This window comes from Mucilaginibacter terrae, from assembly GCF_031951985.1.
Classification (GTDB): domain Bacteria; phylum Bacteroidota; class Bacteroidia; order Sphingobacteriales; family Sphingobacteriaceae; genus Mucilaginibacter; species Mucilaginibacter terrae_A.
Map to the genome: position 1 here is coordinate 2172864 of NZ_JAVLVU010000001.1, position 25459 is coordinate 2198322.

Sequence of the window (25459 nt, forward strand, 5' to 3'; positions counted from 1 at the left end):
TATATTTTATTTTTCTTTTTTTACTTTAATGAGGCCGAGGTTAAGCCCGGTAATGTTGGCATTGTCTTCATCGGTTTCGGTAAATTCTATAAATTTATCCTCACGTTTATCAACTGCCGCAACTACGGCATTAATTATTCCACCTAAGGAATGTATACCGCGTTTCTTCTTTTTTTCAGGCTGCTGAGCCATTACAATAGCCGGGGCAACCGGATTAACAGTTTTTATGGCAGTTGGTTCTATATCGATGGTTTTTGCCGAGAGCGTCATTTCGGGAACAACCGGATTAGTAACAGCACTGGCAGGTACAGCAGCCAATACCTGTGTAGTTTGATCGTTTTCTATGGCTAAAGTGGCCTCTTTAATCACTTCCGGCTCTTTTAATATCTTAGCTTCCTGTTTTAATTGGGTTTGATGCTTTATAGCAGCAATGTTATTTACCAATGGGCTTGCTACAATTCCAGGCTGTACATTACGCCTAACTACCGGTCTTTCAGTTTGATTTTCGGGCTCAGTTTGTTTAACCGCATTAGGTTTAGTAACACGGCTTGCAACCTGCCCCTGCTCAACCTTGGCCGGTTTATCCATCATAAACCAGGCACCTACCGATAGCATAAGCAATAAGGTAGCCGCTACGCTAAGACGAGGCGTCCATGCTCTTTTTTTTTCTCCGCCCAACCCGGCGTTTATATTATCCCATATATGAGCGGCTGGCTGCATTTCCAAACTACCCAGCTTCGAGCGGAATAGTTCATCTAATTCGTTATCCTGCATATTCATATTGCTTTCCCTCCAGTTGTTCAATCTTTTGTTTTAATAAAGTGCGCGCCCTCGATAGTTGCGACTTTGACGCGCCCTCGGTTATACCCACCATTTCGGCAATTTCGCGGTGCGAGTAGCCTTCAATGGCATACAGGTTAAATACCATACGGTAACCTGCGGGTAATTGCTGTATCATGGCCATCAGGTCTTTTGTTTCCAGGCTCGATGCCGCTGTTGCATTAACCGGCTGCTCGTAACCACTTTCTTCAATATCAACCACCGTCATTTTATGATGCTTGCGATAGTACTCTATAGAGCTATGCACCATAATGCGGCGCATCCATCCTTCAAAGCTTCCATCGCCACGGTAATCGTTAATTTTTTGAAACACCCTGATGAAACCGTTCTGCAACATATCCTCCGCCTCCATTTTATCTACCGCATAGCGCATACAAACGGCCAGCATTTTCGGAGCAAACTGCTTATACAGCAACTCCTGCGCCTTGCGGTCGGCCAACTTGCATTTAGCAATGAGGTCTTCGGTTGAAAGTTTATGTTTTAGAAACAGCATTTGTAAGTAAGATGATAGCAACGGGGAAATGGTTGCATCACTTTATAAATATTTTTTAAAATTCGTCACCATCGCGTTCCAGCACTGTTTCGCCGGTTAAATAAAGGGTGTTATTTTCTATTTTGAAATCCCAGTCAATCGTATCAGCCCCCACATTCCGGAGATCGGAGCAGGTAAAAAAATAATCGATCTGGAACCGGCACCTGAAACGCCCGGTTAAACTGGCAACATCAAAAGATGGGTTGGCTACTTCAAAGGCATGTACCTCGGGCGAACCACCATCGTTACGGTGATACGCTTGCAGGGCCGAACACATTTGCGATCTTTTTTCAGGGTCGGCAAACAGGTTATTCAGGAAATCAGCAATTGGGGTATTACCATTTATTAAATTTTGCAAAAGGTCTTGCGTGCAATTAAACTCCAGTTTTTCGGCCATATGATGAATATGGGTTAAATATATTGATTATGGGATATTTAAGCGCAACATACATTTTGATTTATGTGTATAAATAATTAATTTTATACACATGAGGACAAATATTGATATTGATGAGAAGCTGCTGGCTAAAGCACAAAAGCTGGGCAATATTAAAACCAAAAAATTGGCTGTTGAAAAAGCACTGGAATTGTTTGTAAGGTTAGAAAGTCAAAAAAGGTTACTTGATTTATGGGGTAAAGTAGAAATAGATGATGAAGTCTATCAATAATGGAGGTTACGCTAATTGATACTTCGGTTTGGATAAACTTTTTTAAAGGTTTTGAAACTTCGGCAACATTGTATTTGAAAAGCAATTTAGGTATAATTCCTATTGCTACTTGCCCAACTGTTTTACAGGAAACTTTGCAAGGACTTAAATCACAAAGTGAGGCCAATAGAATTGAATCTTATTTTGATGACATGATTCAGTTAGTTAATGACCCTTATGAATTAGCTATTGAAGCTGCTCAACTTTACCGAAAACTTCGCAAAAATGGAATCACTGTACGCAAACCCAATGATTGCCTCATAGCCACTTATGCCATTAAAAACAAAATACCAATACTGCATGATGATGTTGATTTTACCAACATTGCTCAAAAAACCAACCTGTTATTGGTAAATACAGGTTAAATATTGGTGTGAATATTATATCATAGTTGCATTTTACCGTCAATCAATCCTCACATTCTCATAAAAATTCCTTAAAACCCTGTGTAAAACTTATTTTTGCTTGCAAATCAAAATACACACTTGGACAGGACAGTTATTATAGGAACCCGGGGCAGCGAATTAGCCTTATGGCAAGCCCATTTTGTTAAGGATAGTTTAGCCAATATTGGTGTAACCGCCGAATTGAAAATTATTAAAACACAGGGCGACCGCATCCTGAACCTCAGCCTTGATAAACTCGAAGGCAAGGGCTTCTTTACCAAAGAACTGGAGGAAGAACTCATAGCCGGCACTATTGATATTGCCGTGCATTCGCACAAAGACCTGCCTACCGAGCATCCGCCGGGCTTAATTATTGCTGCCGTATCTGAGCGCGAAGACCCATCGGAATATTTGATCATCCTTAAAGATTGTGTTGATGTAAAGCAAAAGCTGTCGGTTAAGTTTGGCGGTACCGTGGGTACCTCGTCAAACCGCCGTAAAGCCCAGCTGCGTGCCCTGCGCCCCGATTTGGAAATGGACGACCTGCGCGGCAACGTGCCTACCCGTATAGGCAAACTGCGCAGCGAAAGTTACGATGCCATTATGTTGGCCAAAGCCGGTGTAGTGCGTTTGGGTATTGACCTGAGCGAGTTCCACGTAGAAGAATTAACGCCTACCGAGTTTGTACCCGCCCCTGCACAAGGTGCGCTGGCTATCCAGATCCGCGAAACCAATACCGATCTATTCGAAATATTACAAAAGCTTCATCACGCCGATGTAGCCGAGGCATTAGCCGTTGAGCGTACCGTGCTGAAAAGTTTCGGCGGCGGTTGCCACATGCCTTTGGGCTGCTACTGCCGTAAAAACGATGGCGAGTACCAGGTATTTACTTCTAAAGCCGATACGGAACACGACCTGCCCGACCGTATGTATATCAGCGCATCAAGTACAGTCGGACTGGTAGATAAGATTTTAGCCAAGTTTGATAAAGAACGCAAACTGGCCAGCAAAGTGTTTATCTCGCGCGAGTTACCGGCTTCAAGTTATTTCCGTCGCGTGTTGGAGAAGCATGATGTGGAGATAGAAGCACGTTCGTTGATACGTACCGTGCCGGTAATGACCATTTTGAACGCCTATATATTACAGGATGTGGATTGGGTTTTCTTTACCAGTAAAAATGCGGTGGAATACTTCTTTCAGTTGAAACCGCAGTTTAGTCACCCTGTTAAGTTTGGCGTAATGGGCAGCGGATCGGAAGATATGTTGCGCCGTAACGGTCACTTTGCCGATTATGTGGGCGAAAGCGGTGATACTGCCGAAGTTGGTGCCGAGTTTGCCAAACTGGCTAATGGCCGCCATGTACTATTCCCTGGTGCCGAAAACCCGATGCGGAGCATCCATAAGGCACTATCGCCCGAAACCAAGATAGTTGATCTACCGGTTTACGAAACCGTATTGGAAGAAAGCGCCGAAGGTACGGATGCGGATATACTGGTGTTCACCAGCCCATCAAACGTAGAAGCTTACTTTAATGATAACCTGCTGGATAACAACCAGCGTGTAATAGCCATTGGCAAATCAACCGGCAGCAAATTAGAAGAAATGAATATAACCTACACCCTGCCTTTCTCGCCCGATGAGGTGGGACTGGCTGAGGCGGTGTTTGGATTGTAAACCCCTCCCAACCCTCTCCGCCTAAGGCGGAAGGGCTTTAAAAGATGGGTGGATATTAAATACTAACAAAGTAAAAGTCCTCTCCTTTGGAGAGGATTTAGGAGAGGTTATGCTACAACGACCAAGAAGAAACAGAAAGAGTGAAGTGATTCGGCAGATGGTGCAGGAAACACATGTGAGTGCGGCAAATTTGATATTCCCGCTGTTTATTGTAGAGGGCGAAAATCAGAAAACCGAAGTTTCTTCGATGCCGGGTATTTTCCGGTATTCTATTGATAACCTGCTGCGTGAGGTGGAAAGCTGCATGAAGCTGGGATTGAAATCGTTCGATTTGTTCCCCAATATCGACGAGGCTTTAAAAGACCAGTACGCTACCGAAAGCCACCGCGATGGTAACCTATATCTGCGTGCCATCAGCGCGGTTAAGAAAGAGTTCCCCGAAGCATGTGTGGTAACCGACGTAGCCATGGACCCCTACAGCAGCGACGGCCATGACGGTATAGTACAAAACGGCGAAATACTGAACGATGAAACCTTGGAGGTTTTAGGCAAAATGGCTTTGGCCCACGCCCGTGCCGGTGCCGATATTATTGCACCGTCGGATATGATGGATGGCAGGGTAGGCTTCATCCGCAATGTGCTGGATGATAATGGTTTTACCGGCGTGTCTATTATGTCGTACACGGCTAAGTATGCCAGCGCATTTTACGGCCCGTTCCGCGATGCGTTGAACTCGGCACCTAAGTTTGGCGACAAAAAATCGTACCAAATGAACCCCGCCAATCAGCGCGAAGCACTAATTGAAGCCGAACTGGACGAAGCCGAAGGAGCCGATTTCCTGATGGTGAAACCCGGTTTACCATACCTCGACGTCATCAAACTTTTAAAAGATAACACCGAACTGCCCATTGCTGCCTACAACGTAAGCGGCGAATACGCCATGATTAAAGCTGCCGTGCAAAACGGCTGGTTAAACGAGCAACGCTCCGTAACCGAAGTATTGCTGAGTTTCCGCAGGGCAGGAGCATCGGCTATTTTAACTTACCATGCTAAAGAGGTGCTGGAGAATAAGTGGCTTTAAGATAGAGGCAAGAGCTAAGAAACAAGAGCCAGGAGTTAGATAAGAGAGTACATAATATAGAATCAAGAATACAGATAACCGTCATTGCGAGGAACGAAGCAATCCCTGCGGAGGACAAGCAATCTGCCCTGCATAGTTCAGAGATTGCTTCGTTCCTCGCAATGACGGTTAAACAGAATATCAGGAATGTCTGAAAACGTAAAAGAAATAAGCCGCGAAAAATCGGCTGCATTATATGCTAAAGCACAAACGTATTTTCCGGGTGGGGTAAACTCGCCGGTTAGGGCGTTTAAATCGGTTTACGGTGTGCCGTTGTTCATCAAAAAAGGCGATGGCGCTTACCTGTGGGATGCCGACGATAACCAGTTCATCGATTTTTGTGGCTCATGGGGGCCGCTTATTTTAGGGCATAACCACCCGGCCGTGCGCGAAAAGGTGATAGAGGTAATGCAAAACGGTATGTCGTTTGGTGCGCCTACGGCATTGGAGAACGAACTGGCCGAGCTCATTTTGAGCAATAACCCATTCATCGAAAAAATACGTTTTGTAAGCTCGGGTACCGAAGCGGTTATGTCGGCCATTAGGTTGGCGCGTGGCTATACCAAACGCGATAAGATATTAAAGTTCGAAGGCTGCTATCACGGCCACAGCGATTCGTTGCTGGTTAAAGCAGGTTCGGGACTGGTAACCTTTGGCGAAACGTCATCAGCCGGTGTACCTAAATCCTTTGCCGACGAAACCATCGTTATTGCCCTGAACGATAAAGAGGCTTTGGTTAAGGCATTCGAAGATTTTAAAGACCAGATAGCCGCCGTAATTATTGAACCGGTTCCGGCTAACAATGGCTTACTACTTCAGCACAAAGAATTTTTACAATACCTGCGCGAAATTTGTACCGCTAACGGTACACTGTTAATTTTTGATGAAGTAATTTCCGGCTTCCGCGTAAGCTTTACCGGTGCGGCTGGTTACTACCAAATTAAGCCCGATATTCTTACTTATGGTAAAATCATCGGCGGTGGCTTACCGGTAGGTGCTTACGGTGCATCGGCACAAATCATGAGCAATGTATCGCCCGAGGGGCCGGTTTACCAGGCCGGTACACTATCGGGTAACCCGGTTGCCATGGCGGCAGGTATTGCACAAATAAGCGAGTTATTAAAGCCGGGCTTTTATGAGGATTTATCGGTAAAAACCGAAGCTTTTATTAATGATATTACGGCTTTTGTAAACGAGCGTAACTACCCTGTTAACCTTACCCGCATTGGTTCTATTTTTTGGTTTGCGTTTGATGCTAAAGAAACCATCCGCAAGGCCGAAGACATTGACCCACAAAGCATGAGCAAATTCAAGCAAATGCATTTTGAGTTATTAAATCGCGGTGTGTATTTCGGCCCGTCGGGTTACGAGGTGGGCTTTGTTTCGGCCGCGCACACAACAGCTATATTAGATAAGGCAAAACAAGCTATATTTGATAGTTTAGAAGTTATATTTGGTTGATAGTTGTCGGTTGTGAGTTGTCTGTTGTCCGGTAGGAACAAGACGAAACTCACAACTGACAACCCACAACAGACAACTCAATTATGAAAAGACCATTCATCATATTTTACGCGCTCATTATTTACACCGTTATGGAATTGGTGTGGTGGGGGTATATGCTGTTGAGGCTGCAGCCCGAGCGTACCGGGATGATATTGGGCGAAGGCTCTATGTTCATCATCATTATTACCGGTGGTGCTATATTGTTTCATAAATCGCTTACTAAGGAGCGCCAGTTACAGCACCAAAAAAAGAACTTTTTGTTGTCGGTAACGCACGAACTTAAATCACCGCTGGCTTCTATCAAGTTGTACCTGGAGACGATTCAAAAGCGTAACCTGAGCAAAGAACAGGTAAACGATTTTGTGGGCAAGTGTTTGCTGGATGTTGACCGTTTGAACGATATGGTGGAAAATATGCTGCTGGCGGCCAAGATAGAAAACCAGTCGTACACGTTTCCTAAGCAGGAATTTAACATTTCGGTACTGGTTGATGGCATTGTTAACCGCCTGCAAATAAACAGGTGCGATATGCATCAGCAACTCATTAATGCCGAAATTGAGCCGAAGCTCGAAGTAACCGGCGATAAGTTTGCGTTAACTTCGGTGGTGACCAACCTTATAGAGAATGCTATAAAATATTCAAAACCCTGTGAAACTGTTGATGTAAAATTGTATGCCCGTGGCAGCAAAATACATCTTGAGGTGGCCGATCACGGCATTGGCATAGCAGATAACGAAAAAAGCCGTATTTTTGAACGTTTTTACCGTGTAGGAAGCGAAGAAACCCGTAACACAAAAGGTACAGGTTTGGGTTTATATATTGTAAAACAGGTGTTGGATAAGCACCAGGCGATTATTAACGTGCGTGATAATCGGCCAATGGGAAGTGTGTTTGAAGTTATATTTGGTTAAACCTATTTTCAACAAAACCCTAAAATGATTAAGAAAAGAATTTTACTGGCCGAAGATGAAGAGCATCTTTTAGAGGCCATCAAACTAAACCTGGAGCTTGAGGGCTACAAGGTAACTACTGCTAACAACGGTAAAAAAGCGCTTCAAAAATTTAAAGAAGAACGCTTTAACCTGGTAATACTGGACGTAATGATGCCCGAGGTTGACGGCTTTGTAGTAGCAGAAACTATCCGTTTAGAAAATTCGGAGGTGCCAATTATGTTCCTTACCGCTAAAAACACCAACGAGGATAAAATTCAGGGCCTTAAAAAAGGTGCTGATGATTACCTGACCAAGCCTTTCAACCTCGAAGAGTTGATTTTGCGTGTTAACAACCTCGTTAAACGCGGTTTAAAAGGTGAAGACCTGAAAGAGTTTAACAGCTATAAAATTGGTGATAAAACTATTCATTTCAACTCGTTCGAATTAATTAACGAGGATGGCTCGGTTACACCTTTAACCAAAAAGGAAACTATGCTGTTGAAATTGTTAATTGAGCGTAGAAACGAAGCCGTATCGCGCGAGCAGATATTGGAAACGGTATGGAACTATGACGTATACCCGTCAACCCGTACTATCGACAACTTTATATTAACCTTCCGTAAGTATTTCGAACCCGATCCTAAAAACCCGGTTTATTTTCACTCCATACGTGGTGTAGGCTATAAATTTACCGATACCCATCATTAATGTTCACTAACAAGGCGCGCATACTGGTAGCTGCTGCATTTACTTTGTTGATGGCTTTTTTCATCTACAAGCAAACGTATGAACTGGCTGCCGTGGCTTTGCTGTTTATTGGCTTGCTTATTTGGGGTTACTTTAAAGAGGGACCCATTATTTTGGCTGCCAAGCAATTTCACCTTAAAGATTACCACAAGGCCGAAGAACTGCTGTTGCAAATTAACCGCCCCGATTGGCTGAGCCGTAAACGCCGTGGCTTTTACGAGTTTATGATGGGAGGGATAAGCCTGCACAAACAGGAATTTGCCGCTGCCGAACAACATTACGAACAAGCAGCACAATACCCGCTACGATCGGTTAACGACCATGTGGCGGCATTGGTGCACATTGTAAACATTAGCATAAGACAGGGCAATTATGATAAGGCCGAAGCTTATCTGCAGCTGGCCGAAAACAAAGGTGATAATATAAGCGCCAAAATGCGCGAGGTAATTACCAAACTGGAAAAAGAACTCGCTGCACGTAAAAACTGATATACAGCAGGTGTAAGCCTGCTCTTTTTATATGGAAAATTCATTATTTATTAAAGCCGCATTATCTCAAAAAACTGAGCGTCCACCCGTGTGGATGATGCGCCAAGCTGGCCGTTTTATGCCGCAGTATTGGGAGATCAAAAACAAGTACTCGTTTTTGGAAATGTGCAAAACCCCCGAAATTGCTGCCGACGTAACCATGCTTCCGGTTGATTTGCTGGATATTGATGCGGCTATCTTGTTTTCGGACATATTAGTTACCGGCGAAGCCATGGGCGGCGATTTGAGCTTTACCCAGGGCGTTGGTCCTAAGTTTGCCAACCCGGTACGCACTAAGGCCGATGTTGATAATTTACAGGTTGATGTAATGGATAGGCTGCAATATGTAGCCGATGCTATTAAGGTAATTCAGCAACGTTTAAATGGCCGCATTCCACTGATCGGTTTTGCAGGTGCTCCTTTTACCGTAATGAGTTATTTGGTAGAGGGCGGTTCATCGCGCGATTTTAAGCTCACCAAGTTGATGCTGCATAACCAGCCCGAGTTAGCTCACGAGCTGCTATCGAAAATTGCACAGGTTACTGCCGATTACCTGAACCTGCAAATTGAAGCCGGTGTAAACTCCGTGCAGATTTTTGACAGCTGGGCACAGGCTTTGGCTTGGGATGACTATAAGGAATTTTCGCACTACTATATCGACCAGATCATCAGCAAACTAAACCGTAAGGATATCCCGGTTATCTCTTTCTGTAAAGGAAGCTCGGTATTTGCACCGTTGATGGCCGAAGCCAAACCCGATGTAGTTTCGATTGATTGGAACGTTGACCTGCTGGATATTAAACACCGTTTACCACAAGGTATAGCCGTACAAGGCAACCTCGATCCGCATATTTTATATGCTGATAAACCGGTAATTAAAGAACGTATTCACCGCCTGTTTAACCGTATGAAGGATGAGCCTGGCTACATCTTCAACTTAGGTCATGGCATTATGCCCGATATTCCGTTCGATAACGTGAAGTATGCGATAGAAGTGATAAAAGAATATAGGTACTAAGCACAAGTATAACATAAACAATATGTCATTGCGATCCGCCTCAGGCGGAGTGACAATCCCATCGCGTTCGATATGCAAGCGATAGGATTGCCACGTCGCTATCGCTCCTCGCAATGACATATTTGAAATAAGGGCACATGTACCTATACATTAAAGCCATACACATCATATTTGTAGTCAGCTGGATGGCCGGGCTGTTTTATGGTGTGCGTTTATTTATTTATCATACCGAGGCGCAGGACAAGCCCGAGGTAGAACGAAATATCCTCACCGCCGAATACGAACGTATTGAGAAGCGCCTGTTCAACATCATAGCTACGCCTGCTATGATACTTACCCTACTGGCCGGCATTACCCTGGTATACCTCGACCCTACCCTGATGCGGGCCAACTGGCTAATTGTAAAGCTCTGCTTTGTAGTGGGCCTGGTGGCCTATCACCTCAAATGCCAAAGCATGATGGATGATATGCGCCACGGTATATTTAAATGGACCTCTTTTCAGCTACGTTTATGGAACGAGGTGGCCACTATCTTCCTCTTCGCTATTGTGTTCTTAGCGGTACTAAAAAGCGCCGTAGATTGGCTTTATGGTATGGCAGGGTTAATTGCCTTTGCCATGATCATCATGTCGGCGGTGAAGATTTATAAGAATTATAGGGTTAAGAAGGGGATAAAATAGATTTTAAACGGGCACTTCTAAGAGCAATAATCTATCACTTATATCCTGGCTTCGGAGTCCCCCCTTTTATAAGTATTCTGGAGTATACATTAGGTAACCTAAAACCTCTTATATACCTTCTTCTTTCGCTATTACTGCCATAAAATATTTTACGCTAAACAACTATTCAAAAACAAACAAAGGCCACCTTTTGCAAGGCAGCCTTTGTAAAATTCGTATCTTCCGGTACTATCACACTTTAATTTCAACTTCAACGCCGCTTGGCAATTCAAGTTTCATCAGCGCGTCAACAGTTTTAGAGTTAGAGCTGTAGATGTCCAATAAACGTTTGTAAGAACATAATTGGAATTGCTCACGTGCTTTTTTGTTTACGTGCGGTGAACGCAATACTGTAAAGATTTTCTTTTCAGTTGGTAAAGGAAGCGGTCCGCTTACTACAGCGCCGGTTGGCTTTACGGTCTTAACGATTTTCTCAGCTGATTTGTCAACCAGGTTGTAATCGTAAGATTTCAGTTTAATTCTGATTCTTTGGCTCATTTTGTTTTTGTTTTAACCACCTGTAAGAGCTATTTATTACCTGTGATTTGTTTATTGTGTTTATTAAGTTGATTGAGTTGTAACAGATGGAAAAACCAATCAATTACTCACTCAATCAACCAATAACTTTAATTATCCACCAATACGTTTGCCTTTAGCTTTAGCAACCACTTCGTCTTGTACGTTACGTGGAGCTTCTTCATAGTGATCAAACTCCATGGTTGAAGTTGCACGGCCCGAAGTGATGGTACGTAACTGAGTTACATAACCAAACATTTCTGACAGAGGCACAGTAGCTTTAATTACTTGTGCACCTGCACGGCTATCCATACCTAATAACTGACCACGACGACGGTTCATGTCACCGATAACGTCACCCATATTTTCTTCAGGGGTTAAGATCTCGATTTTCATGATAGGCTCCAGCAATACTGGTTTACATTTAGGTAAAGCCTCACGGTAAGCCGAACGACCTGCGATCTCGAAAGATAGCGCATCTGAATCGACTGCGTGGAACGAACCATCAATTAAACGTACTTTTAAGCCGGTTAAAGGGTAACCTGCCAACACACCATTAGCCATGGCAGAAGCAAAACCTTTTTCTACAGATGGAATAAACTCACGAGGGATTGCACCACCGCTAATTTCGTTCACAAACTGTAAACCTTCTTTACCCTCATCAGGAGGAGAAATGATAACCTGAATATCGGCAAATTTACCACGACCACCGGTTTGTTTCTTATAAGTTTCGCGGTGTTGAGTAGTACCTGAGATAGACTCTTTGTAAGCTACCTGTGGAGCACCCTGGTTAACCTCTACTTTAAACTCACGTTTTAAGCGGTCCATGATGATATCTAAATGAAGCTCGCCCATACCCGAAATAACGGTTTGGCCGGTTTCTTCGTCAGAGTTTACACGGAAGGTTGGATCCTCTTCGGCCAGTTTACCTAACGCCATACCCAATTTATCAACGTCGGCCTGAGTTTTAGGCTCAATAGCTAAACCGATAACGGGATCAGGGAAGTTCATCGACTCCAGAATGATCGGGTGTTTCTCATCACACAGGGTATCACCTGTTTTAATATCTTTAAAGCCTACTACCGCAGCAATATCACCTGCACCTACGTTAGGGATAGGGTTTTGCTTGTTAGCGTGCATTTGGAATATACGAGAGATACGCTCTTTATTGTCTGAACGCATGTTGTGGATATACGAACCAGCTTCAAGGTTACCTGAGTATACGCGGATAAAGCACAAACGGCCTACAAATGGGTCGGTTGCAATTTTAAATGCTAATGCTGCAAATGGCTCTTTAATATCTGGTTTACGTAATACTTCTTCGCCGGTATCAGGGTTGGTGCCCACGATGCCTTCAACGTCCATAGGTGAAGGAAGTAATTCCATCACATAATCAAGCATGGTTTGTACACCTTTGTTTTTGAAAGATGAACCACATACCATAGGAACGATTTTAGCATCTAATACTGCTTTGCGTAAAGCGTCAAGCACTTCGCGCTCAGTAATAGTTTCAGGTGCTTCGAAGAATTTCTCCATCAGGCTTTCGTCATACTCAGCAACCGATTCGAGTAATTTTTCTCTCCACTCGTTAGCTTCTTCTAACATATCATCAGGGATAGGCACTTCGGTAAAGGTCATACCTTTATCGTGCTCATTCCATACAATACCACGGAAGTTAATTAAGTCGATTACACCTTTAAAGCTATCTTCAGCACCGATAGGTAATTGCAAAGGCACAGCGTTGCTGCCCAACATGCTTTTAACCTGTTTAACAACTTTCAAAAAGTCGGCACCAGAGCGGTCCATTTTATTTACGAAACCTATACGGGCAACGTTGTAGTTATTGGCAAGTCTCCAGTTGGTTTCTGATTGAGGCTCAACACCGTCAACAGCCGAAAACAAGAAAACTAAACCATCAAGTACACGTAATGAACGGTTTACCTCTACGGTAAAATCCACGTGACCCGGGGTATCAATAATGTTAATGTGGTAGCTTTGGCCACGGTATTTCCAGTTAACGGTAGTAGCAGCCGATGTGATAGTGATACCACGCTCCTGCTCCTGCGCCATCCAGTCCATAGTAGCCGCACCTTCGTGTACCTCACCTATTTTGTGGCTTACACCAGCATAGTAAAGAATACGCTCAGTGGTAGTAGTTTTACCGGCATCAATGTGAGCGGCAATACCAATGTTTCTTGTGTATTTAAGATCTCTTGACATGTTTTATTTTAATGATTGAATGAGCGAATGAGTGAATGAGTGATTTAAAACCACCCTATTCACTCATTCACTCATTCAAAATTCACTCATTAGAATCTAAAGTGTGAGAACGCTTTGTTGGCTTCGGCCATTTTGTGCGTATCTTCTTTTTTCTTAACGGCAGCACCCTCGCCTTTAGCAGCAGAGATGATTTCGCCGGCTAATTTCTCCATCATGGTTTTTTCACCACGACGACGGGCATAGCTGATTAACCATTTCATACCTAAAGCAATTTTACGCTCCGGACGAACCTCAGTTGGAACCTGGAAGTTAGCACCACCCACACGGCGAGATTTAACCTCAACAGCAGGCATAACATTGTTTAATGCTTTTTTCCAAGTCTCTAAGCCGTTTTCGCTTGTTTTTTTCTCAACAATATCAACAGCGTTATAGAAAATGCCGTACGCGGTAGATTTTTTACCATCGTACATCATGTTATTTACGAACCTGGTTACCATTACGTCGTTAAAACGTGGGTCAGGAAGAAGGATTCTCTTTTTTGGTTTTGACTTTCTCATTGTTACTATCCTCCTTTAGTTATTTCTTTTTACCTTTTGCCGGTGCAGCTGCTGCCTGACCTGGTTTAGGGCGTTTAGTACCATATTTAGAACGACGTTGGTTACGACCGTTTACACCAGAAGTATCCAATGCACCACGGATGATGTGGTAACGAACACCTGGTAAGTCTTTAACACGACCTCCGCGGATTAACACGATAGAGTGCTCCTGTAAGTTGTGACCTTCACCAGGTATGTAGGCGTTAACCTCTTTACCGTTTGTAAGGCGCACACGGGCAACTTTACGCATTGCTGAGTTTGGTTTCTTAGGGGTAGTGGTGTATACACGGGTACACACGCCTCTTCGCTGTGGACAGCTGTCCAACGCTGGGGATTTACTCTTATCCTCCAGAGCTACTCTACCTTTTCTAACTAATTGCTGAATAGTAGGCATTCTTTCCTTTTTGTTTTACTCTTGTTTTAACCCGGTTTTCGGGACTGCAAAAGTACAGAGTTATTTAATGATTATCAAGAGGTTGAGGAAAGTTTTTTTGAGGATATGTGTTTAAAGGAGAGGCAACTAATATATGGGGTGATTTTATATGCTCCCTTACTATGCATCTAAAGTAAAATTCACTTTAATTTTATGCTAAGAAATTAATAATCAGAACTAATTAAATAGGTTGATAATGATTTTTTTTGAAGTCAATCCAGTAATGGCCCTTGCCTGTTATCATAAAAGAAAAGTATGATTATTTGATTATCGGTCGCCTCATAAAACATAGAGGTTTAATGAGTTATTACCGCGTGCCTGCAATTTAACGCTGAAGAAAGTTTATAAATAAGGCTGAGTTTGAATGAGTAAAATCGTTTTCTGTACGCTTTGTACAAATTTTTGAGCCGGGGTACTTCCCCATTTATCTTCAATTAAACTAATTATTTGCTGGAATGTGCCCTGCGCTTCATCTGTCCACGCTACAGATAGACTCATAAATAACGTTTGTATTTTTCCATAACGGCATCATGTGGTGTTAATAAACCCGCGGCAGCCTGCTCCTGTGCTCTTGCAATACCTGCTTTTACATAATCGGGTAAATCGTTAGTTTGTAGCTGATAATTTTCAAAAACATTTTTTAACTGTTGAAGTAACTCTTCATCATCAGTATCTAATAATCGTTTAGCCAACTCTATTTTTCAATCTGCACATTCATAGCTCAAATGTTTGCACTAATATAACAACTATTTTAAAATTGGGTTTAATATTGGTGCATCATATATATTGCAACTGTTATCAAATTATAACATTCATCTCTCATGTCCACCTCCCCCCTACTCACCCTCATCAAACGCCTCAAATCCATCTCCGATATTGGCTTACTCTACGCCAAAGACGAATTTGACCGCGAGCGCTACACCGAACTACAGCAAATCAGCTTCGACATGCTGGAACAGGTGACCGGGCAGGATATGGAAACCTTACATGCAGCCTTTCCACCTGCAAGTGATTACCCTACAGCCAAGGTCGATATACGGGGGCTGTTGCTATCGCCCGACAAAAAGATATTGCTGGTGCGGGAGAGTACCGATGGTAAATGGTCATTACCGGGTGGATGGGCCGATATTGGTTATAGTCCTAAAGAAACTGTTATTAAAGAATTTAAGGAAGAAACCGGGTTGGATATTACACCGGTAAAGTTGCTGGCAGTATTCGATAAAAAGCTGCACCCACACCCGCCGCAACCTTTTTATGTATATAAAATGGTGTTTTTGTGCGAGGCTTTAAGTACCGATTTGCTCAAGGGTTTTGACATGCTCGATGTACAGTTTTTTGATATTGACCATTTGCCCGAACTATCAACCAACCGCATACTGCAAAGCCAGATCGAACTGCTTTACAAAAACCACCTCGAGCCGGGCATACCTGCCTACTTCGAATAAAAACAAAAAGCTGCCCGGAACAATCTTCCGGGGCAGCTTTCAAAAACTCAAACACTAAATCTAAAAATCTTAAGCTTTTTGTGCCTTATGGTGGCGGGCACCTGCATGGCCTTTACGGTCTTTGAATAACTCTTTCATTTTTGCTTTTTGATCGGCGTTTAGGCTGGCTACAAATGCCTGGCGACTGGCTTTACGGGCTACACGGTTATCAGCTAATGTCTTCTTTTGGCTATCGGTAAACGTGGCTGCCAATTTAGCCCTACGCTCTTTTTGCGATAGCGATTTATCTTTTGCTATAGCCTTTTGCTCGGTTGTTAATGTTGAGCGAAACGCCACCATAGCTTGCTTGTGTTGTTGCCTGTTGGCTTTTAATTTTTCTTGTTGCTGAGGCGTTAAAATAGCGGCTAACTTTTGATGCGCTTCTTTACGGTGCTCACGTTTAGCTACTTTATTACTGTCTGCAGTTTGAGCACTGGCGGCTAATGCAAAACCCGATACCATCAGGGTTGTAAATGCTATTGATTTAAGGAACTTTATCATTTTCTTAATTATTTGTTTAGTAGAATAGAGTGCCTTTATATTAAATGGTTTAAGTAACATTTTTGTGAATAAATTCCGCCAGTTGATGTTACAACCAAAAGCGATTTCACATTTAAAACATTATTTCATAAGCCTTAGTTATACTTTAACACAACCTGATTTTGTAAGTGCCATGGCTGCTATTTTCTTTACTATAAGTACAACCCTCAAGGTGATGGTTATACCTGATACGCAGGCACATTCCAACGGTCATCAAATAATTACTTATACGTACAGTGTTTACAAAGACCAGGGCGACGATTATACCACACTCGAAGACAGTAAACTGAGCGAATTGCACTTAACCAAACATCACGACCCAAATTACATGGGCTATATTACCTTTGAAGATCCGGGACGCTTGTTTACTTATACAGCCGATGGAGAACTAAAGCTCAATGCCGATCAGGTTGAAGAAATTATAGAACATATTAGCCACTACCGCGATAATCCCGGCTTGTGGCGTCACATTCACCAATAAACTTAAATTTAAATGATATGGAATTTCAAATAGGAGATGCCGTAACCACCCCAAAAGGCAACGGCTACATTAACGACATTATTGACAACGAACTTATTGTTGACCTGATTGACGGCGACGACGTGCGCGAGGTATTTGAGAAAGAACAGGTGACGCTCCTGGCGGAGTGATAAAACTCATATAGCAAATTGTCATTGCGAGAAGCAGCGGTGAAAACGTGCTATGGGGCGACGTGGCAATCTCCTTGCGTTTCAACTTTGCAAGAGGGGATTGCCACGCTATCGCTCGCAATGACACATTTTATTATATCCCCAACACTTGCTTTAATTTGGCATAACCAGCTTTACTTACCGGTATGCGTTTGCCCGATTTAAGGATAGCCACATGTGCATCTTTCTCATATGGGTCTATACGGGTAATTTGTGATACACTTACCATATATGAGCGGTGTACGCGGGCAAACTGCCGGGCATCCAACGTTTGCTCAAAAAAGCTCATGGTTTTATTTTTAAGAAACGACCCTTCGGCGGTATAAATGCTTACATAATCATCATCGGCGGCCAAATATTCAATATCCTGCACAGGTATAATTTTCACCTTAGTACCGGTTTTAACCACCACCCGCTCATGTTGTGATGGCGATTGTGCAGCAGTTTCGAGCAGGTCTTCGGTTGATTTGGTTGCAGGCTGCGCTGCCGGAATCTGGGCGGCTAAAAATTTATCCACCGCTTTATTAAATCGTTCCCGGCTGAAAGGCTTAAGCAGGTAATCAACGGCATGCGTTTCAAAAGCTTTTATAGCGTACTCATCAAACGCAGTGGTAAAAATAACCTGTGGCGGCTGTTCAACCAGTTCAAGCATTTCGAAGCCGTTAATTTTCGGCATCTGTACATCTAAAAATATAAGGTCGGGCTGGTGCTGCATAATGGCTTTAATTCCTTCAAAACCATCGCCACACTCCTGCATTACCTGTATTTGTGAATTGTAAGGCTGCAAATATTCCAGTACCACCATCCGCGCCAATGGTTCATCGTCTATAACTAATACGCGCTTCATCCCTGAGGTATTTTTATCATGATGGTAAATATATCATCATTTAGGAAAGTTTCAACCAAATCATTACGGGCAAAAAGCAAATAAAGTCGTCGTTGTATACCACTCACACCAAAGCCGGTACCTTGGCGCGGACGGGCGGTTTGCGGATCGTATGGATTTTGAACCATTACTACAAGGTAACTATCCTCAATTTCGGCACGTATGCTTATGGTTACCTCGCCTGTGGTATCATACAGGCCAAACTTTATAGCATTCTCTACAATGGGTTGTAGCAACAAAGGGGGCAGCATAGCCTTGCGGCATTTTTCATCGCAACTTATTTCGGTAAGCAAGCGGTGACCAAAACGTACTTTTTCTATTTCGAGGTAAAGGTTTAGGTGTTCCAGTTCTTCATTAAAAGTTACCTGCTGCTGGTCATCTTTTTTTAATGTACCACGCAAAAAGTCGGATAACTGGTGAATCATCTTACGGGCTTCATCGGGTTTAAAGCCAATGAGCGCGTTAATAGAGTTTAGGCTGTTGAATAAAAAGTGGGGCTGCAGTTGCTGGCGCAAATTATACAACTCGGCATCGCGCGATAGCTTTTCGGCTTCGGATTTGCGCTTTTCGTTTTCTTTTTGGTCTTGCTGCACATACCATACCAGGCTTATCATGGCCATCCATCCTATGGCCAAAAAGCTGGTTGAAAAACGCAGCACCAATGATTGCTTTAAAAAGGCATCATATACTTCGCCCAAGCTAAGCATGGGCATTGCCCACCTAATGAGCAATGTACAGGCCGCGGCCAGTACCAGGCACCATATAAACAAATTAATATAGCTGCCTTTACCCGGTTGATAGTAGCGCAGGTTATTATCAATTAACCAGCAAGAAGCGGCCAAAGGAATTATACTTAAACCGCTATCGATGCCTGCTACGTACCAGTTAAAACCAAAACTATATATAATATAGGTTTGCAATGCAGCCCATACCAAACCGCCTACGGCAAAAGCCAAACTAAGTTTACTATAAAAGGTAGGTGAAGCGGCCATGGGTTAGTTAAAAATTGTGGTCAGTTATTTTGTGTTAAGGTTAAGGTTGATTTTGAGCTTATTTTACAGGCCCTCCAAAAAAGCCTATAACTAATTTAAAAATGGTGTAAACGCTGATGAGAATTAAATACCAGTTCATGATTGATAGGTTTTAGAGATTTGAATTAAAAGCTGCGTATATCGATACCTGCAAAAACAGATATACCTTTGAGGTACAAAATTTTGTCGGGGCTTTGGGCAACATTACCAAAGCGTTTATCATCAACACCAGCAAAAACCGATGATACATCAGATACTACCTGCCAGTGTGGTGGCACCAATAATTTAGTGCCGCCAAATAATTGGGTTATTTCAACTATAACCGGGCCCTGTATATCAGCGCGGGTAAAGTCTACCTCGGCACCACCAAATATGTTTACTATTTCGCCGCCTTTAAAGGCTTTTGAAAGCACCATGCGCTTAACGCCGCCAAATACAGATACAATATCCAGCACGTCATCGCCTTTAATATTGTAATTATAGGTTGATGAGGTTTCGGATTGTGTTGATTGCTCGGCACCGGCCGGTTGTGCTTCTTCACCCTCAGGCTTTACTACATAATCGGCTTCGGTAAAAACCGGTTCTTTATCAAAGTACTGGTCTTTTTTTTTATCCCAGGGGTTTTGCTTGCCTTTTTTAGTGATAAGCCAAAAACCTACTGCTATGATAATAACCGGGAAGGCAAAATCGCGTGCATTAAACCAAGGCATAATTTTGCCCGATAAAAACAGAACGCCTAATACAATAAGTATAAAAGAACTTGGCTTTTTGAAATCGTTTTTAACTCCCTGAAAAACACCGATAACGATTAACAGCATCGGGAAGCTGAATATCCAGCCTGGGAAAAAGAAGAAATCGAATTGACGTAAAAGCAGCATTGCGCCTACGCCTAAAAGAATAAGTCCGGCAAGGGCTTTACCATTGTTTTGCGGACGTTTTGGATATATTGGTTCAGTACTCATGACTTTGTGTGTTAGTATTATTATGATTCAAAAGTAAAGCGTTAACTAAATTTTGCCTAAGTAAATATGGTAATTGAACTCAGTTTGTCGGTAAACGGCAGGTTTTTGTCGGTGAAAAATTTGGCCTTGTAACATTTGGGTGCTTACATACGTCTTACCGATACTTATTACAATTTTATTATGCCTAAAAAATCAAACAAGCTGGGTAAAGCATTGCTTATTATCCTTATTTTAGTTCTGATAGTGGTAGCCTCCGCAATTGGCTACCTTAAGTTTGCCCAACCCAATGTGGGCGATGCACCAAACATTCACATAACAAGCACCCCGGCGATGGTTGAACGCGGCCGCTATTTGGCTATGCACGTAATGTCGTGCATGGATTGCCACAGCACGCGTGATTTCAGCAAGTTTGCCGGCCCCATGACCGAAGGCACTTTGGGTAAAGGTGGCGACCATTTTGGCCCCGAAATGGGCTTCCCTGGCACATTTTATGCCCGTAACATTACCCCAGCCAGTTTAAAAGACTGGACCGACGGTGAAATTTTCAGAACCATTACCACCGGTGTTACCAAAAACGGCGAACCTATTTTCCCGCGTGATGCCTTACCACTCGTACGGCCGTGGCGATTCTACCGATATTATTTCGGTAATTGCTTATCTGCGCACCATACCGGCCATTGAGAATAATGTTCCTGCATCAAAAGCCGATTTCCCGGTTAACCTCATCATGCGGACCTTCCCCAAAAAGGCGGGCTTAATGACCAAGCCCGACACCACTAACCAGGTAGCGTATGGCAAGTATTTAGTAACTATTGCAGCCTGCCAGGATTGCCATACCCAGGTTGATGATAAAGGTGCCTTTATAGCCGGTACCGAAATGGCCGGAGGCCGCAAATTCCCGATGCCGGGCGGCGACATCAGATCGGCCAATTTAACATCAGATAACGCAACCGGTATAGGCACCTGGACAGAAGAAAGCTTTGTAAACCGCTTTACCAAATTCCGCAACCCGGCCGAAGCGCACAGAAGTGTTGGTAATAAGGATTTTAACTCCATTATGCCATGGACCATGTATGCTGGCATGAAAGACGGCGATTTGAAAGCGATTTTTGCTTACCTGAAAACGGTTAAGCCAATAAATAATCAGGTGGAAAAGTTTTCGCCGAGATAGGCCCACCCCAGCCCTCTCCAAAGGAGAGGGAGTGAAATAAAAACTACGTCATTGCGAGGTACGAAGCAATCTCTGAACTGAGCATGAACGCCTTGCATCCGCAGAGATTGCTTCGTACCTCGCAATGACGATTCTAAATAAAAAAGCGTCCTGAACAAAATGTTCAGGACGCTTTGATTTTCAAGTCCTTTCGCCTAAGGCGGAGATGATTTAGGTGGGGCTTTTACACCTCCGGTTCCTGCTGGCTAAGGCAGTGGAAACTGCCCAAACCCCATATAATGTCAGTTGAATCAACTCCTACAACCTTACGGTCGGGGAAGCATTGTTGCAAAATATCTAAAGCCTTATTATCATTAGCGCAACGGTAAGTTGGCACTACTACGGCTGCGTTGCTAATGTAAAAGTTAGCGTAAGATGCTGGTAGCGGCTGATCTTCGTAAATTACCGGTGTTGGCATGGGCAATTCAACTACGTTTAGTTGCTTGCCATCCAGCAAACGCATTTTATTTAACGCTTGCAAGTTCTCCTGCAAAATATGGTAGTTCTCGTCGTTCTTGTTTTCTTCAACAACGGTTACTACGGTATCTTCTTTTACAAAGCGGGTAATATCATCAATATGGCCGTCGGTATCATCGCCAATAATACCATCGCCCAACCAAAGCACCTGTTCAACACCGTAGTAGTTTTGCAGGTATTCTTCAATTTGCGCTTGGTTTAAGTGCGGGTTACGGTTTTGATTTAACAAACAAGCCGTTGTAGTTAACAATGTGCCTTTGCCATTAAACTCTACCGAACCACCTTCCATTACAATACCCGGATGGTACACCGGCAGGTTAAAATGTTCGGCAATACGGGTTGGTATCACATCATCCAAATCGTAGGGAGGGTATTTACCCCCCCAGGCATTGTAACCCCAATCAACCACCACTTTCCTTTTGGCTTCGCGATTTACCAAAAACGCCGGACCATGATCACGACACCAGGCATCGTTGGTAGGAAATTCAAAAAACTGGATGCGATTCAAATCAACACCGGCCTGATGCAGGTGCTGACGGGCAAACTCGATCATTTGTTGATCGGCTACATTAATGCGCACCAACTCGCCAACGGATACTTCTTTAATAAATTCGCAATACTTAGCGTAAATGGTATCAAGCTTACCCGGCCATGAGGCCTCTTTGTGCGGCCAACTTAACCAGGTAGCAGTATGCGGTGCCCACTCGGCAGGGAAGGTAAAACCCTGTTTAGCGGGGCTGTTGTTAAAATCCATAGTCGATGATTGACTCATTATAATATAAAAATTGTCATTGCGAGGAGCGATAGCGACGTGGTAATCCCCTCGCGATTAAACGATGAAAGAGGAGATTGCCACGCTACGCTCGCAATGACACAGATTTGTTAGTCCTCGTCTAATAGTCTTTTAGTTATTGGCTGATATGTTTCCACACGTCTGTCGCGTAAAAACGGCCAGTGGGTACGGTAGTAATCTGTTTTATCCAGATCTAATTCAACCACACTGATCTGCTCTTCATGATGATCTCCCTGAAAAATAACTTTACCAAACGGGTTCGAAACAAATGAACCACCCCAAAATTTCAGTCCGGCTTCTTCGCCTACACGGTTTACGCTTACCACGTGCACGCCGTTAGCCACCGAGTGCGAACGTTGAATGGTTTGCCATGCATTGTACTGATCGGTATTGGTATCCACATCCTGGCTTGATGCCCAACCGATAGCCGTTGGGTAGAACAGAATTTCGGCACCCATTAACGCAGTAATACGGGCGGCTTCGGGGTACCACTGATCCCAGCAAATTAACACGCCAATTTTGGCAAACTTGGTTTGAAAGGTTTTGTAACCTAAATCGCCCGGAGTAAAGTAAAATTTTTCATAAAAACCCGGATCATCAGGGATGTGCATTTTACGGTATTTACCTAAATATGAGCCATCGGCATCTAATACCGCAGTGGTGTTATGGTATAATCCCTGAGCACGTTTCTCAAATAAAGAGGCAATAATTACCACACCCAGTTCGGCAGCTACAGCCGAAAGCGCATCGGTTGACGGGCCAGGAATAGTCTCGGCCAGCTGGAAGTTGTCATAATTCTCCTCATCGCAAAAATATAACGATGTAAACAGCTCTTGCAAACACACGATCTGGGCACCTTTTCGGGCAGCCTCACGTACCTTTTCAATCGCTTTTTGTAAATTTTGCTGTTTATCAGCGGTACAGGTAGTCTGTACTAAACCTACTTTTACTTTGCTCATGGGCGTTAAAAATTTGCGCAAAAATACGCATTAGTTAATTAAATTACAGGGTAAACCAGTCGTGGTTTTCAATGGTAATATGGAGTTAATGTAAAAATTACCGTTCTTATTTACCTTCATAAATACATTCACCAGCAAGTAAGGTTTTGATTACGATAAACAGGTATTAAAATACTTTTTATAGTTTTGCCACCAAATGACTGATACGGAAACTCTTCCAAAACAAAAAACCTGGAAGGATACTTTGTGGAGCGCTACCAAACTGATACTGAAAATAGTAGTTACTTCGGCGCTTTTATATTACGTTTTTACCAAAGTACCTTTTCAGGAGGTTAAAGATAAGTTGCTTCATGCAAACTACTGGTGGATGGGCACTGCTGTGCTGGTGTTCTTCTTATCAACAATAGTATCGGCCTGGCGTTTGCTGAGCTTCTTTAACTCTATTGAATTACGGTTAGACCCTCGTTTTAACTTCCGGCTGTATTTACTGGGTATGTTCTACAACTTCCTGCTCCCCGGCGGCATAGGCGGCGACGGTTATAAAATTTACCTGCTCAATAAAAGCTATAAACTACCGGCTAAAAAAGTATTTTGGGCTATTTTGTTCGACCGCTTAAGCGGACTTTGGGCTATCGGGTTAATTATCGTTGCACTCATATTGTTCGTTCCTCAGGTTGAATTGCATATAGCCATACCAGCATCCATATTTTTAGTAGGAACCGCCATATATTACTTCGTAGCTCACCGTTTTTTTAAAGAGTACACACGCTATTTTATACAGGGGCATGGCAAGGCTGTTTTAGTACAATCGTTACAGGTATTAACCATACTTTGTGTGTTGTTAGGGCAAAACTTTAACGGCAAATTTGCGCCATATTTGTTGTCATTCCTCATGTCGGCTTTGGCTGCGGTTGTGCCTATTTCGTTAGGCGGAGCCGGTGCCCGCGAAGCTATATTTACCCAGTTGTCAGGACCATTTCATATGAATGTGGCACTGGCGGTGTTCCTGAGTATATCGTTTTACATTATATCCCTCATTATATCACTATTCGGGGTTTATTACGTATTGAGGCCAAGCCGTTTGCAAGAGGGTTTGCCAAGTATTGAGGAAGAGCCTGAGCATAACAGCGAAACCATATAACCAGCAATCCTATGAACATCATTATAACCGGTGCCAGCAGCGGCGTAGGCTTCGAGGCCGTGCTCGAACTCACTTTAAAGAAAGAGAATAAGGTTATTGCACTTGCCCGCTCACAGGATAAATTAACCCGTTTGCTCGAAATTGCCCAAAGTTTAAGCCCCGATTGTACACTGTACCCTATTGCGTTTGATATTGTACACGATGAGTATGCCGGTTTAGAGCAATTTATTAAATCGCATTTTGAAGGCAAGGTTGATGTGCTCATTAATAATGCCGGAGCATTGGTTAACAAACCCTTTACCCAAACCGATGAAACTGACTTTGTAGAAATGCTGCAAAGCAACTTTTTAGGCCACACCCGTATGATACAGAGTATGTTGCCCTTTATGGGTGAGGGTAGCCATATTGTAAACATTGGCAGCATGGGCGGCGTTCAGGGCAGTGTGAAGTTTGGCGGATTGGCGGCTTACTCAGCCAGTAAGGCGGCTTTACATGCACTTACCGAGTGTTTGGCAATGGAGTTAACCGACCGTAAAATAAGCGTAAATTGCCTGGCCTTAGGTTCGGCGCAGACTGAAATGCTGGAAAAGGCTTTCCCTGATTACCAATCGCCGGTGATGGCGTTTGAGATGGGTAAATACATGGCCGATTTTGCCACAACCGGCCATAAGTTCTTTAATGGCAAGATTTTACCGGTGGCGGTAACAACACCTTAGGATTTAGAAGCCAGAGACAAGAGCCAGGAACCAAGAATTTGGAAGGTTAGGAATCAAGGGTAAAGAGTCAGGAACCAAGATATACCTTTTCTATATAAAA

The 25459-nt window shown here is 43.3% G+C and carries 32 protein-coding genes; 17 read left to right on the forward strand and 15 right to left on the reverse strand.

All coding sequences use genetic code 11. From position 1 onward, the window contains the following. Window positions 1-6 precede the first annotated feature (6 nt). From QE417_RS08935 to QE417_RS08945, 3 genes are read right to left on the reverse strand one after another with little or no spacing between them, the layout of a single operon-like run. On the reverse strand, window positions 7-804 hold the full coding sequence (locus QE417_RS08935) for a hypothetical protein (protein WP_311949405.1): 798 nt from the start codon (window positions 802-804) through the stop codon (window positions 7-9). Next, on the reverse strand, window positions 764-1330 hold the full coding sequence (locus tag QE417_RS08940; protein ID WP_376717544.1) for an RNA polymerase sigma factor: 567 nt from the start codon (window positions 1328-1330) through the stop codon (window positions 764-766). The genes QE417_RS08935 and QE417_RS08940 overlap by 41 nt, the downstream gene beginning before the upstream one ends. A gap of 58 nt (window positions 1331-1388) precedes the next feature. Beyond that, the gene (locus tag QE417_RS08945; RefSeq protein ID WP_311949407.1) at window positions 1389-1769 is read right to left on the reverse strand and encodes a hypothetical protein; all 381 of its coding nucleotides are present in this window, start codon (window positions 1767-1769) and stop codon (window positions 1389-1391) included. 91 nt (window positions 1770-1860) lie between these two features. Between QE417_RS08945 and QE417_RS08950 the strand changes: the two genes are divergently transcribed. The 10 genes from QE417_RS08950 to QE417_RS08995 all read left to right on the forward strand — a co-directional run bounded on the left by QE417_RS08950 (window position 1861) and on the right by QE417_RS08995 (window position 10666). Next, window positions 1861-2040, forward strand: a complete 180-nt coding sequence (locus QE417_RS08950) for a type II toxin-antitoxin system VapB family antitoxin (RefSeq protein ID WP_311949408.1) — start codon at window positions 1861-1863, stop codon at window positions 2038-2040. Further along, window positions 2040-2444: a type II toxin-antitoxin system VapC family toxin gene (vapC, locus tag QE417_RS08955; RefSeq protein WP_311949409.1), complete on the forward strand. Its 405-nt coding sequence runs from the start codon at window positions 2040-2042 to the stop codon at window positions 2442-2444. Before QE417_RS08950 ends, vapC begins: the two co-directional genes overlap by 1 nt. Window positions 2445-2564: 120 nt before the next feature. Then, on the forward strand, window positions 2565-4139 hold the full coding sequence (gene hemC / locus QE417_RS08960) for a hydroxymethylbilane synthase (RefSeq protein ID WP_311949410.1): 1575 nt from the start codon (window positions 2565-2567) through the stop codon (window positions 4137-4139). 109 nt (window positions 4140-4248) lie between these two features. Continuing rightward, window positions 4249-5220: a porphobilinogen synthase gene (gene hemB, locus QE417_RS08965; RefSeq protein ID WP_311949412.1), complete on the forward strand. Its 972-nt coding sequence runs from the start codon at window positions 4249-4251 to the stop codon at window positions 5218-5220. Window positions 5221-5406: 186 nt separating this feature from the next. Further along, window positions 5407-6720: a glutamate-1-semialdehyde 2,1-aminomutase gene (hemL, locus tag QE417_RS08970; RefSeq protein WP_311949413.1), complete on the forward strand. Its 1314-nt coding sequence runs from the start codon at window positions 5407-5409 to the stop codon at window positions 6718-6720. An 83-nt stretch (window positions 6721-6803) separates the two neighbouring features. Next, on the forward strand, window positions 6804-7673 hold the full coding sequence (locus QE417_RS08975) for a sensor histidine kinase (protein WP_311949414.1): 870 nt from the start codon (window positions 6804-6806) through the stop codon (window positions 7671-7673). Between the two features lie 24 nt (window positions 7674-7697). After that, window positions 7698-8402 (forward strand): response regulator transcription factor, encoded by a 705-nt coding sequence (locus QE417_RS08980; protein ID WP_311949415.1) that lies wholly within the window; start codon window positions 7698-7700, stop codon window positions 8400-8402. After that, complete coding sequence (locus QE417_RS08985) at window positions 8402-8929, forward strand: tetratricopeptide repeat protein (RefSeq protein WP_311949416.1); 528 nt, start codon at window positions 8402-8404, stop codon at window positions 8927-8929. Before QE417_RS08980 ends, QE417_RS08985 begins: the two co-directional genes overlap by 1 nt. 31 nt (window positions 8930-8960) lie before the next feature. Next, entirely contained in the window at window positions 8961-9986 is a 1026-nt protein-coding gene (gene hemE, locus QE417_RS08990; RefSeq protein ID WP_311949417.1) for a uroporphyrinogen decarboxylase, read from the forward strand. 137 nt (window positions 9987-10123) lie between these two features. After that, window positions 10124-10666 carry a CopD family protein gene (locus tag QE417_RS08995; RefSeq protein WP_311949418.1) on the forward strand — a complete coding sequence of 181 codons (543 nt, stop codon included), beginning with the start codon at window positions 10124-10126 and terminating at the stop codon, window positions 10664-10666. A gap of 231 nt (window positions 10667-10897) precedes the next feature. Here the strand turns inward: QE417_RS08995 and rpsJ are convergent, their stop codons facing one another. From rpsJ to QE417_RS09025, 6 genes are all read right to left on the reverse strand, one after another. After that, window positions 10898-11203, reverse strand: a complete 306-nt coding sequence (gene rpsJ, locus QE417_RS09000; protein WP_022830652.1) for a 30S ribosomal protein S10 — start codon at window positions 11201-11203, stop codon at window positions 10898-10900. Window positions 11204-11335: 132 nt separating this feature from the next. After that, the gene (fusA, locus tag QE417_RS09005; protein WP_311949421.1) at window positions 11336-13441 is read right to left on the reverse strand and encodes an elongation factor G; all 2106 of its coding nucleotides are present in this window, start codon (window positions 13439-13441) and stop codon (window positions 11336-11338) included. 89 nt (window positions 13442-13530) lie between these two features. After that, on the reverse strand, window positions 13531-13998 hold the full coding sequence (gene rpsG / locus QE417_RS09010; protein WP_157539808.1) for a 30S ribosomal protein S7: 468 nt from the start codon (window positions 13996-13998) through the stop codon (window positions 13531-13533). A 19-nt stretch (window positions 13999-14017) separates the two neighbouring features. Next, window positions 14018-14431, reverse strand: a complete 414-nt coding sequence (rpsL, locus tag QE417_RS09015; protein ID WP_128769576.1) for a 30S ribosomal protein S12 — start codon at window positions 14429-14431, stop codon at window positions 14018-14020. Between the two features lie 381 nt (window positions 14432-14812). Further along, entirely contained in the window at window positions 14813-14968 is a 156-nt protein-coding gene (locus tag QE417_RS09020; protein ID WP_311949423.1) for a type II toxin-antitoxin system RelE/ParE family toxin, read from the reverse strand. Beyond that, window positions 14965-15162 carry a hypothetical protein gene (locus QE417_RS09025; RefSeq protein ID WP_311949424.1) on the reverse strand — a complete coding sequence of 66 codons (198 nt, stop codon included), beginning with the start codon at window positions 15160-15162 and terminating at the stop codon, window positions 14965-14967. Before QE417_RS09025 ends, QE417_RS09020 begins: the two co-directional genes overlap by 4 nt. A 129-nt stretch (window positions 15163-15291) precedes the next feature. On the opposite strand from QE417_RS09025, the gene QE417_RS09030 reads away from it, so the two are divergent. Then, window positions 15292-15915, forward strand: coding sequence for an NUDIX hydrolase (locus QE417_RS09030; RefSeq protein ID WP_311949425.1), 624 nt, complete (start codon window positions 15292-15294; stop codon window positions 15913-15915). A gap of 69 nt (window positions 15916-15984) precedes the next feature. On the opposite strand, the gene QE417_RS09035 is transcribed toward QE417_RS09030, so the two are convergent. Next, window positions 15985-16455 carry a hypothetical protein gene (locus QE417_RS09035; protein WP_311949426.1) on the reverse strand — a complete coding sequence of 157 codons (471 nt, stop codon included), beginning with the start codon at window positions 16453-16455 and terminating at the stop codon, window positions 15985-15987. 172 nt (window positions 16456-16627) lie between these two features. Here QE417_RS09035 and QE417_RS09040 point away from each other — a divergent pair, with 172 nt between their 5' ends. Beyond that, window positions 16628-16975 carry a hypothetical protein gene (locus QE417_RS09040; protein WP_311949428.1) on the forward strand — a complete coding sequence of 116 codons (348 nt, stop codon included), beginning with the start codon at window positions 16628-16630 and terminating at the stop codon, window positions 16973-16975. A 17-nt stretch (window positions 16976-16992) separates the two neighbouring features. Beyond that, the gene (locus QE417_RS09045; protein WP_311949429.1) at window positions 16993-17145 is read left to right on the forward strand and encodes a hypothetical protein; all 153 of its coding nucleotides are present in this window, start codon (window positions 16993-16995) and stop codon (window positions 17143-17145) included. Between the two features lie 133 nt (window positions 17146-17278). Here QE417_RS09045 and QE417_RS09050 read toward each other — a convergent pair whose 3' ends face one another. The 3 genes from QE417_RS09050 to QE417_RS09060 all read right to left on the reverse strand — a co-directional run bounded on the left by QE417_RS09050 (window position 17279) and on the right by QE417_RS09060 (window position 20063). After that, window positions 17279-18031 carry a LytR/AlgR family response regulator transcription factor gene (locus tag QE417_RS09050; protein WP_311949430.1) on the reverse strand — a complete coding sequence of 251 codons (753 nt, stop codon included), beginning with the start codon at window positions 18029-18031 and terminating at the stop codon, window positions 17279-17281. Further along, window positions 18028-19062, reverse strand: coding sequence for a sensor histidine kinase (locus QE417_RS09055; RefSeq protein ID WP_311949431.1), 1035 nt, complete (start codon window positions 19060-19062; stop codon window positions 18028-18030). Before QE417_RS09055 ends, QE417_RS09050 begins: the two co-directional genes overlap by 4 nt. A gap of 164 nt (window positions 19063-19226) precedes the next feature. Then, window positions 19227-20063: a LiaF transmembrane domain-containing protein gene (locus QE417_RS09060; protein WP_311949432.1), complete on the reverse strand. Its 837-nt coding sequence runs from the start codon at window positions 20061-20063 to the stop codon at window positions 19227-19229. Between the two features lie 180 nt (window positions 20064-20243). On the opposite strand from QE417_RS09060, the gene QE417_RS09065 reads away from it, so the two are divergent. Together QE417_RS09065 and QE417_RS09070 are read left to right on the forward strand one after the other, a co-directional pair. After that, window positions 20244-20744: a hypothetical protein gene (locus QE417_RS09065; RefSeq protein ID WP_311949433.1), complete on the forward strand. Its 501-nt coding sequence runs from the start codon at window positions 20244-20246 to the stop codon at window positions 20742-20744. Next, the gene (locus QE417_RS09070; protein WP_311949434.1) at window positions 20662-21234 is read left to right on the forward strand and encodes a c-type cytochrome; all 573 of its coding nucleotides are present in this window, start codon (window positions 20662-20664) and stop codon (window positions 21232-21234) included. The genes QE417_RS09065 and QE417_RS09070 overlap by 83 nt, the downstream gene beginning before the upstream one ends. Window positions 21235-21457: 223 nt before the next feature. Here the strand turns inward: QE417_RS09070 and QE417_RS09075 are convergent, their stop codons facing one another. Then, window positions 21458-22522 (reverse strand): agmatine deiminase family protein, encoded by a 1065-nt coding sequence (locus QE417_RS09075; protein WP_311949435.1) that lies wholly within the window; start codon window positions 22520-22522, stop codon window positions 21458-21460. 110 nt (window positions 22523-22632) lie between these two features. Next, window positions 22633-23502, reverse strand: coding sequence for a carbon-nitrogen hydrolase (locus QE417_RS09080; protein WP_311949436.1), 870 nt, complete (start codon window positions 23500-23502; stop codon window positions 22633-22635). A gap of 196 nt (window positions 23503-23698) precedes the next feature. Here QE417_RS09080 and QE417_RS09085 point away from each other — a divergent pair, with 196 nt between their 5' ends. After that, entirely contained in the window at window positions 23699-24643 is a 945-nt protein-coding gene (locus QE417_RS09085; protein ID WP_311949437.1) for a lysylphosphatidylglycerol synthase transmembrane domain-containing protein, read from the forward strand. An 11-nt stretch (window positions 24644-24654) separates the two neighbouring features. Continuing rightward, window positions 24655-25359, forward strand: coding sequence for an SDR family NAD(P)-dependent oxidoreductase (locus QE417_RS09090; protein WP_311949439.1), 705 nt, complete (start codon window positions 24655-24657; stop codon window positions 25357-25359). Window positions 25360-25459 lie beyond the last annotated feature (100 nt).

Bases quoted from the DNA above. Each gene is read 5' to 3' on its own strand.
- QE417_RS08945 (WP_311949407.1), bottom strand. From the start codon at position 1,769: ATGGCCGAAAAACTGGAGTTTAATTGCACGCAAGACCTTTTGCAAAAT.
- QE417_RS08950 (WP_311949408.1), top strand. From the start codon at position 1,861: ATGAGGACAAATATTGATATTGATGAGAAGCTGCTGGCTAAAGCACAA.
- vapC (WP_311949409.1), top strand. From the start codon at position 2,040: ATGGAGGTTACGCTAATTGATACTTCGGTTTGGATAAACTTTTTTAAA.
- hemB (WP_311949412.1), top strand. From the start codon at position 4,249: ATGCTACAACGACCAAGAAGAAACAGAAAGAGTGAAGTGATTCGGCAG.
- hemL (WP_311949413.1), top strand. From the start codon at position 5,407: ATGTCTGAAAACGTAAAAGAAATAAGCCGCGAAAAATCGGCTGCATTA.
- QE417_RS08975 (WP_311949414.1), top strand. From the start codon at position 6,804: ATGAAAAGACCATTCATCATATTTTACGCGCTCATTATTTACACCGTT.
- QE417_RS08980 (WP_311949415.1), top strand. From the start codon at position 7,698: ATGATTAAGAAAAGAATTTTACTGGCCGAAGATGAAGAGCATCTTTTA.
- QE417_RS08985 (WP_311949416.1), top strand. From the start codon at position 8,402: ATGTTCACTAACAAGGCGCGCATACTGGTAGCTGCTGCATTTACTTTG.
- hemE (WP_311949417.1), top strand. From the start codon at position 8,961: ATGGAAAATTCATTATTTATTAAAGCCGCATTATCTCAAAAAACTGAG.
- QE417_RS08995 (WP_311949418.1), top strand. From the start codon at position 10,124: ATGTACCTATACATTAAAGCCATACACATCATATTTGTAGTCAGCTGG.
- rpsJ (WP_022830652.1), bottom strand. From the start codon at position 11,203: ATGAGCCAAAGAATCAGAATTAAACTGAAATCTTACGATTACAACCTG.
- fusA (WP_311949421.1), bottom strand. From the start codon at position 13,441: ATGTCAAGAGATCTTAAATACACAAGAAACATTGGTATTGCCGCTCAC.
- rpsG (WP_157539808.1), bottom strand. From the start codon at position 13,998: ATGAGAAAGTCAAAACCAAAAAAGAGAATCCTTCTTCCTGACCCACGT.
- rpsL (WP_128769576.1), bottom strand. From the start codon at position 14,431: ATGCCTACTATTCAGCAATTAGTTAGAAAAGGTAGAGTAGCTCTGGAG.
- QE417_RS09020 (WP_311949423.1), bottom strand. From the start codon at position 14,968: ATGAGTCTATCTGTAGCGTGGACAGATGAAGCGCAGGGCACATTCCAG.
- QE417_RS09030 (WP_311949425.1), top strand. From the start codon at position 15,292: ATGTCCACCTCCCCCCTACTCACCCTCATCAAACGCCTCAAATCCATC.
- QE417_RS09035 (WP_311949426.1), bottom strand. From the start codon at position 16,455: ATGATAAAGTTCCTTAAATCAATAGCATTTACAACCCTGATGGTATCG.
- QE417_RS09040 (WP_311949428.1), top strand. From the start codon at position 16,628: ATGGCTGCTATTTTCTTTACTATAAGTACAACCCTCAAGGTGATGGTT.
- QE417_RS09045 (WP_311949429.1), top strand. From the start codon at position 16,993: ATGGAATTTCAAATAGGAGATGCCGTAACCACCCCAAAAGGCAACGGC.
- QE417_RS09050 (WP_311949430.1), bottom strand. From the start codon at position 18,031: ATGAAGCGCGTATTAGTTATAGACGATGAACCATTGGCGCGGATGGTG.
- QE417_RS09055 (WP_311949431.1), bottom strand. From the start codon at position 19,062: ATGGCCGCTTCACCTACCTTTTATAGTAAACTTAGTTTGGCTTTTGCC.
- QE417_RS09060 (WP_311949432.1), bottom strand. From the start codon at position 20,063: ATGAGTACTGAACCAATATATCCAAAACGTCCGCAAAACAATGGTAAA.
- QE417_RS09065 (WP_311949433.1), top strand. From the start codon at position 20,244: ATGCCTAAAAAATCAAACAAGCTGGGTAAAGCATTGCTTATTATCCTT.
- QE417_RS09070 (WP_311949434.1), top strand. From the start codon at position 20,662: ATGCCTTACCACTCGTACGGCCGTGGCGATTCTACCGATATTATTTCG.
- QE417_RS09075 (WP_311949435.1), bottom strand. From the start codon at position 22,522: ATGAGTCAATCATCGACTATGGATTTTAACAACAGCCCCGCTAAACAG.
- QE417_RS09080 (WP_311949436.1), bottom strand. From the start codon at position 23,502: ATGAGCAAAGTAAAAGTAGGTTTAGTACAGACTACCTGTACCGCTGAT.
- QE417_RS09085 (WP_311949437.1), top strand. From the start codon at position 23,699: ATGACTGATACGGAAACTCTTCCAAAACAAAAAACCTGGAAGGATACT.
- QE417_RS09090 (WP_311949439.1), top strand. From the start codon at position 24,655: ATGAACATCATTATAACCGGTGCCAGCAGCGGCGTAGGCTTCGAGGCC.